At 75.6% G+C, this 5524-nt stretch carries 6 protein-coding genes; 4 read left to right on the top strand and 2 right to left on the bottom strand.

Annotated features, from left to right (window positions below):
- A partial coding sequence (locus ACPCK6_RS29205; protein ID WP_423482814.1) for a class I SAM-dependent methyltransferase occupies positions 1-600 on the bottom strand: 600 nt, incomplete at its 3' end.
- Positions 600-1037, bottom strand: a complete 438-nt coding sequence (locus ACPCK6_RS29200; RefSeq protein ID WP_318333294.1) for an RrF2 family transcriptional regulator — start codon at positions 1035-1037, stop codon at positions 600-602. The genes ACPCK6_RS29205 and ACPCK6_RS29200, both read right to left, overlap by 1 nt.
- Positions 1038-1191: 154 nt before the next feature.
- On the opposite strand from ACPCK6_RS29200, the gene ACPCK6_RS29195 reads away from it, so the two are divergent.
- From ACPCK6_RS29195 to ACPCK6_RS29180, 4 genes are all read left to right on the top strand, one after another.
- Complete coding sequence (locus tag ACPCK6_RS29195) at positions 1192-2403, top strand: globin domain-containing protein (RefSeq protein ID WP_423482813.1); 1212 nt, start codon at positions 1192-1194, stop codon at positions 2401-2403.
- A 320-nt stretch (positions 2404-2723) separates the two neighbouring features.
- On the top strand, positions 2724-3941 hold the full coding sequence (locus ACPCK6_RS29190; RefSeq protein ID WP_423482815.1) for a glycosyltransferase: 1218 nt from the start codon (positions 2724-2726) through the stop codon (positions 3939-3941).
- A gap of 50 nt (positions 3942-3991) precedes the next feature.
- Positions 3992-4849 carry an alpha/beta hydrolase family protein gene (locus ACPCK6_RS29185; protein WP_262012185.1) on the top strand — a complete coding sequence of 286 codons (858 nt, stop codon included), beginning with the start codon at positions 3992-3994 and terminating at the stop codon, positions 4847-4849.
- A 70-nt stretch (positions 4850-4919) separates the two neighbouring features.
- Positions 4920-5524, top strand: a 605-nt coding sequence (locus ACPCK6_RS29180; protein ID WP_423482812.1) for a hypothetical protein, incomplete at its 3' end; no start/stop codon positions are given.

Genomic DNA, 5524 nt, shown 5'->3' with positions numbered 1-5524 from the left:
CGAGGCCGGCGCCGGCAGCCCGGTCGGCGGGAAGCGGAACCGGTCCAGTTCGGTCACCGTGAACCCGGCGGCCCGGATCGCGGCCACCGTGTCCCGGGCGGTGTGGCATCCGGCGCAGAACAGCGGCCAGAGCGTGGCGTCGGCCAGGCGCTGGGCCCGGCGCAGGCCGGGTGTCTGCGCCACCACGTGTTCGTAGAAGCGCAGTTCGCCGCCGGGCCGCAGCACCCGCCGCGCCTCGTGCAGCGCGACCGCCTGTTCCGGCACCGAGCAGAGGACGAGCGACAGCACCACCGCGTCGGCGGCGCCGTCGGCGACCGGCAGCGCCTCGGCCAGCCCGGCGGTGACGGTGACGGGCACCGGGGCGCCCGGCGCGGCGGCGCGGGCCAGCGCGCGCAGGCGGCGTTCCGGCTCGACCGCGAGCACCCGGCTGACCTGCGGCGGGTAGTGCGCGAGGTTGCGCCCGTTCCCGGCGCCGACCTCGACCACCAGGCCGTTCAGCCCGGCGACGAGGCGGGCGCGGTGCCCGGCCATGCCGGCCTGGTCCAGGGCGACGCTGGCGCGGGCGAAGATCCGGGAGAAGATCGGATGGGAGACCGCCATCAGCGGCCGGCCGGTGGTGCGCCGAGGCTGAGCAGGAGCGGACCGGCGGATCCGTCGACCAGGTCGCCGAGGCGTACCCCGTCGAGCACGGCGAGGAAGGCGGCCTGCGCGCGGCGCAGCTCGCCGCGCAGCCGGCACTCCGCGACCAGCGGGCAGACCGGCTGCACGCAGTCGACCACCTCGCCGTCGCCCTCGAAGGCGCGGACCACCCGGCCGACGGTGAGGTCCCCGGCGTGCTCGGCGAAGGCCACGCCGCCGGAGCGGCCCCTGATGGTCACCAGGACGCCGATGCGTTGCAGCCGCTGCACCACCTTGGCGACGTGGCTGCGGGGCAGTTCGAGCCGGGTGGCGAGTTCGTCGACGGTGGCCCGGACCGGGGACGCGGCGGTCAGCATGGCGATCCGCAACGCCATGTCGGTCGACCGGTTGAGCCTCACGCACCGACCCTAGTCACTCGGCGCCGTCCAGGACACCAGCAGATCCACGGTGACCCATGCCACCACGGCGCCGGGACCTTCGGCCCTAAAAGAGGAATCCAAGAATCCTGTTTCGTGGGGATCGACCTGTTCGAGCCCGGAAGGAGATTCGGTCGTGCTCTCGGAATCCTCAGCGGCGGTCGTGACCGCCACCCTGCCCGTCGTGCGGGCGCACGGCGAGGCCATCACCGGCCGCTTCTACCAGCGGATGTTCGACGCCCACCCGGACCTGCTGGACCTGTTCAACCGGGGCAACCAGGCCACCGGGGCGCAGAAGGCCGCGCTCGCCTCGGCGGTGGTCGCGTACGCGGCGCACCTGACCGGCGACGGCGGCATGCCGTGGGGGCCGATCCTGGACCGGATCGCGCACAAGCACGCCTCCCTCGGCATCACCGCCACCCAGTACCCGATCGTCGGCCGCCACCTGCTCGCCGCGGTCGGCGAGGTGCTCGGCGACGCGGTCACCCCGGCGGTGGCCGCCGCCTGGGACGAGGTCTACTGGCTCCTGGCCTGCGAGCTGATCGCCCGCGAGGCGCGGCTCTACGCCGGCGCCGGCGTACCCGAGGGCGGTCCGGTGTGGCAGGACTGGCGGGTGACCGGCCGGACCCGGGAGAGCTCCGACGTCGTCTCGCTCACCCTCGCGCCGGCCGGCGGCGGCACCGCGCCCGGCTTCACCCCCGGCCGGTACGTCTCGGTCGCCGTCGACCTGGACGGCGGCCGGGGTCAGCAGATCCGCCAGTACAGCCTCTCCGGCCGTCCCGGCGCCGAGGAGTGGCGGATCACCGTGAAGCGGGTACGCGGCGAGGGCGGCGCGCCCGACGGCATGGTCTCCGGTCACCTGCACGACCGGGTGACCGTCGGCGACACGCTGCGACTGAGCCCGGCGTTCGGCGAGGTCGACGCCACCGTCGGCGACGGGCCGCTGCTGCTGGTCAGCGCCGGCATCGGGCTCACCCCGGCGATGGCGGCGCTGGCCCACCTGGCCGACCGGGATCCCGGACGCCGGGTGACGCTGGCGCACGCCGACCGCGCCGCCGAGGCGCACGCGCTGCGCGCGGAACTCCCCGCGCTCCAGCAGCGGCTGCCGAACCTGGCCGTCCACCTCTGGTACCTCGACGCCGCCGGGGCCGACCTGCCCGGCCTGAAGGCGGAGGTGTCCGCCGGGCTGATCGACCCGGACCGGCTCCCGCTGCCCGCCGGGGTGGACGCGCACCTGTGCGGCCCGGTCGCGTTCATGAACCTGGTCCGGGGCAACCTGTTGCGCCGGGGCGTGCCGGCCGAGCGGATCGCCTACGAGGTGTTCGGCCCCGGGATGCTGCCGGGCTGACACCCCGCGGCCACACAGGACTCCTGGACCCGTTCTCCGGTACCGGGACGCGCGTCGATGCCCTGGCCGGGGCCGGAGCCTCCACAGCGGAGGGGGCGGGCCCGCGGAGAAGTCGACGATCTCCCGGTTAGGGGCGCAAGCCGAGGGTACGGATCCTCCATGCGCATCCCCGGCATCAACGCGATCCTCCGGCCACCACGGCGGCGGTGGACGCCGACGCCGCGTACCGGCTCGGCGCACGGGCACGCGAGGTGGCGAGGAAGCGGTCCGGTCCGGACCGCTTCCTCGCCGGCCGGGACCGGATCACGGAGGACGAGAACATGCGCATCGCGATGATCTCCTCGCACGCCAGCCCGCTCGCCGCCCCCGGCGAGCAGGACGCGGGCGGTCAGAACACGCACGTGGCGGAACTCGCGTCCGCGCTCACCGTTGCCGGCCACGACGTCCGCGTCTACACCCGCCGTGACTCCCCCGCGCTGCCCGAGGTGGTCGACGCGCCGGACGGCTACCAGGTGTGCCACGTGCCGGCCGGTCCCGCGCGTCGGGTGCCGAGGGACGACCTGCTGCCGTACACGGGCGAGTTCGGGAGCCGGCTGGCCGACACCTGGCGGCGCGGCGGCTGGACCCCGGACGTGGCGCACGCGCACTTCTGGATGAGCGGGCTGGCCACCGTGCACGCGAGCCGTCGCACCGGCGTGCCGACCGTGTTGACGTACCACTCGCTCGGCACTGTCAAGCGTCGCCACCAGGGCGTACGGGACACCAGTCCACCGGGGCGCGCCGGTTACGAGCGGGCGCTCGGCCGGGCCGTGGACCGGGTCGTCGTGCAGTGCTCCGACGAGGTCGCCGAGCTGGTCCGGATGGGCGTACCCCGGTCCCGGATGGCGCTCGTGCCGGCCGGCGTCAACGCGGCGGTGTTCCGCCCGGACGGCCCGGTCGCGCCCCGCGACCCGGCCCGCCCGCGCATCCTCACCGTCGGGCGGATGGTCGAACGCAAGGGCTTCCTGGACGTGGTCCGGGCGCTGCCGGCGGTGCCGGACGCGGAGTGCGTGGTGGTCGGCGGCCCGCCGGCCCGCCTGCTGCCCGCCGACACGTTCGCCCGCCGGCTGTCCGCGCTCGCCGACTCGTGCGGCGTGGCCGACCGGGTACGGCTGCTCGGCGGCGTGCCGCGCGAGGAGATGGCCGCCTGGTACCGGTCGGCGGACGTGCTCGTGGCCGCCCCCTGGTACGAGCCGTTCGGGCGCACCCCGCTGGAGGGCATGGCCTGCGGCGTGCCGGTGATCGGCACGAACGTGGGCGGCATCGCCGACAGCGTGGTGGACGGGCTCACCGGCGACCTGGTGCCGCCGCGTGACCCCCGCGCGCTCGGCACCGCGCTGCGCCGGCTGCTCGGCGACAACGTGCGCCGGTTCGCGTACGCCACCGCCGCGCTCGACCGCGTCCGCAGCCGGTACTCCTGGAGGCGCTGCGCGGAGCAGCTCGTCGCCGTCTACGGCGCGCTGACGACCGCGGCCCGGCCCGCACCGGCGGTGGCGTGAGGCGACCCCTTGCTACCCGCCGGTAAGGTTCGGGCCGTACCCTGATCCGGGTGAGCGGGGACTACACCCAGGAGTACGTGGACGTCGACGGCGCGCGCATCGGCGTGCAGGTCTACCCGGAGCCGGCCGGTCCGCCCGGCGCGCCGGTGGTGCTGATCTGGCCCGCGATGGGCGTGCGCGCCCGGTACTACCGGCCGTTCGCCGCCGCGCTGCGCGACGCCGGGCTCGCGGTGATCGTGGCCGACCTGCGCGGCACCGGCGAGAGCACCCCGGTGCCGTCGCGCGCCTGCCGGTACGGCTACCAGGAGATGGCCGCCGACGTCGGCGCCGTGCTCGACGCGCTCAAGCCCCGGCTGGACGGCCGCACCCGGCTGCTGCTCGGGCACTCGCTGGGCGGTCAGGTGGCGGTGCTGCACCAGGCGCTGGACGACGACGACCGGGTGGACGGGCTGGCCCTGGTGGCGGTGGGGCTGCCGTGGTGGCGGACGTACCCGGGCCTGCGCGGGTGGGGCGTGCTGCCGTACACCCAGGCCATCGCGGCGACGGCGCGGCTGCTCGGCGTCTGGCCGGGCTGGGGTTTCGGCGGCCGGCAGGCACGCGGCGTGATCCGGGACTGGGCGCACACCGCTCGCACCGGCCGGTTCCCGGCGCTGGACGGCGTGGACACGGAGGCCGCCGTACGGCGGATCCGGACACCGGTGCTCGCGGTCAGCGTCGACGACGACCAGTACACGCCGCACGAGACACTCGACCACCTCTGCGGGAAGCTGACCGCGGCGCCGGTGACGCGGCACCGCTACACGGCCGCCGAGGCGGGCGCGCGGCTGGACCACTTCACCTGGGTACGCGCGTCGGCGCCGCTGGCCGCCCGGATCGCCGCGTTCGCGGACACGCTCCCCCGCCGGTGAGCCACGCCCGGGCGTGAGTCGCCCGATCGTGGGTATGCCGCACCGCCCGAACACGGCGGAGGGGGATCTGATGTCAGAACGGCACACCACGCTGCGCTCGATGCACGACCTGGGCCTGGCGGCCTGGTTCGGCGGTTCCCTGATGGGGGCGCTGGGCGTGAACGGCGCGGCGGCGCGGATCAACGACACGACCGAGCGGCTGCCGGTGGCCTCGGCCGGGTGGGCGCGGTGGACACCGGTGAACGCGGCGGCGATCGGCGCGCACCTGGCCGGCGCGGTCGGTGAACTGGTCACCGAGAGCCCGCGGATGGCCCGCCAGGCGGGCGTGGGGAAGATGAGCGCGGTGAAGACCGCGCTGACGGTCGGCGCGCTGGCAGTGACCGGCTACAGCCGGCTGGTCGGCATGCGACTGGAGAAAGCCGGCGGGCCGCCGGTCGAGGGGACCACCGAACCGAACCACCACACCCCGGCGAACGTCGCCGCCAGTCAGCGGCAGATGAAGCTGCTCCAGTGGGCCGTTCCGGCGCTGACCGGCGCGCTCGTCGTGGTGTCGGCGTACATGGGCGAGCAGCAGAAGCCGGGCCAGGTGTTCCGGGGCATGCTCGACCGCGCGGGCGGGCTGATGGCCGCGCCGAAGAACATCGGCAAGGTGGCCGCCGTGGGCGCGGCCGGCCG

The sequence above is a fragment of the Micromonospora sp. AB353 genome (assembly GCF_049538395.1).
GTDB lineage: Bacteria > Actinomycetota > Actinomycetes > Mycobacteriales > Micromonosporaceae > Micromonospora > Micromonospora aurantiaca.
The sequence above is the reverse complement of the archived record's forward strand: the minus strand, read 5'-3'. Positions and strand labels throughout refer to the sequence as shown.

Excerpts from the sequence above, each read along its gene's own strand:
- ACPCK6_RS29190 (WP_423482815.1), top strand. The coding sequence starts at position 2,724 with ATGCGCATCGCGATGATCTCCTCGCACGCCAGCCCGCTCGCCGCCCCC.